Origin of the sequence: Emticicia sp. (assembly GCF_049241225.1) — a bacterium.
Taxonomy (GTDB): Bacteria; Bacteroidota; Bacteroidia; order Cytophagales; family Spirosomataceae; genus Emticicia.
In genome coordinates this window covers 1-1,853 of the sequence record NZ_JBMLRC010000086.1, presented here as the reverse complement: position 1 = coordinate 1,853, position 1,853 = coordinate 1, and the positions used below count along the sequence as shown (strand labels likewise).

The 1,853-nt window shown below is 31.6% G+C and carries 1 protein-coding gene; it reads right to left on the bottom strand.

The window, feature by feature from the left end:
• Positions 1–31: 31 nt before the first annotated feature.
• Positions 32–1,853, bottom strand: a 1,822-nt coding sequence (locus ACOVO2_RS05255) for a T9SS type A sorting domain-containing protein (RefSeq protein WP_421768956.1), incomplete at its 5' end; no start/stop codon positions are given.

Here is a 1,853-nt window from a genome sequence, read left to right as displayed (position 1 = left end):
GAATTTGGGGTGAGGTATTTTTTGTAATACCTCACATTTTAATAATTGCCTTGCTGCTAATCAGCTTTTTATCGTTTCCGTATAATCTCAAAATATACTTGCCTTTGAGCAGATGTTTTACCGAAACTTGACCGTTTTCAATAGTTTGGTTTTCGATGATTTTGCCCTGTAAATCTACAATTTCGACAGTTTTTAGTTGCAAAGTTGAATTTAACTGCACAAAATCTTCGCTTGGATTGGGGTAAATAGTAAATTTATCCGCTTCTTTTGAGGTGCTGAGGATGGGGCTGTAGGTTACGGTGTTGGAGTAAACTTGGATTGGGAATGATACTAAACTACCATTTGTAGAAATTTTATACCTCATAGTACCTCTAACAATAAAATTGAAAATTTTGTTTTTACCAAAAAGGAAGGCTGGTGAAATGTCATAAAAAGTTTCATTAATATTTTCCAATGGGCTACGCAATACCTTTTCTCCTTCATCGAGCAAATCAATAGAATACTCGACTTCAATTAAAGATTTATTATTTAATAGAGCAGGATTCCATTTTAATTCATTGTTTTCAATTGAAAGTTTGATTGTACAAGGATTATTAATTGATAAGTTTGATATCGTTGCCCACTCATCTTCATATTTAAGAGCATAACAATAAAAATCCTTATTAGTATCAATGTTTTTGTCTTCAAAGAAATTCTGTACTGATTCTCCAATTTTAATAAAATCTTGTCCACTGATGGAGCGATAAAAATGATATTTTGATTTTAAAAATGATGATTCATAGAAGTTAAATCTGATTGTCTTTGAGTCTAAGGTTGAAACTGATGATAAATTATCTGGAACAGGAATTTCTTCAGTAAATCCATTTGGAATATACAGTACTTCAGGAGACGAAATGTATACAGAGCCTTCACTCGATTCTTCTGTACGAGAAACACTGAATTTATATTTTTTATTAGGTTGGGCTTGAGAAAAGAGGTATTCTGTCTTTTTGTCAACGTTTATAAACTTTGTTTGGGTATCTTCTTTTGTTCTATATTTCAACTCAAAACTTTTCGAATTAGTAGAATCTGTATTATTCCAATTCAATTTAATTTCTTTGTCTGAAATATAAGTTGCGTTTAACTTTAATAAACAGACCTCATTAGTAGTTTTTTCTTTTCCTGCGTTATCAATATATTTTAATCTAAAACATTGAATATTAGATTCAAGAGAGTCAATTTGATATGTTGTTATGGAGTTGTTTTTTAGAGGGTTTATTTTTTTACCTGTATTTTTCCATATTCCATCTTTATTTTTGTTTTCAATTTCATATACTTTTTTATCATCTCCGTTTGATAGTGTAAGAACCACACTTTTTTCATTCGGTTGTGTTAGGCTACTGATATATGATTCCATTTCTATTTCAACCTGAATAGGATAGGGAGGGCTTTGGCAAGTCTCAATGTTTCCACGTGTGTAGATGGCTACAATTAAAGGTTGATTGGTTGGGTTACTTGTATATGTATGACTTTTTTCAAAAGGGAAACTGTTAATTTTCAATCCTTGAATAAAATCTATCGAACCATCGCCCCATAAAATTCTATAACTTCCGTGTTTTTGGTTTTTAGCTGTGGCCAAAAATCGTACAGTGACTGTTTTATTATTTACACTTGAAATTACATCAGGCTGTTCGGGCTGGATAACTTCAAATGACTTACAAGTGATGTATGTCTGCCCTTTTTCATTCCCTCCTTGCATTACCCAATAAGTACCAGGTTTTGATACAGTGATTGAAGTTTGCGTTTGAAACTTTAAACTATCACCATCTTTGAAATTAAAAATATAACCAAGATTAGATAGCTTCCCACCACTC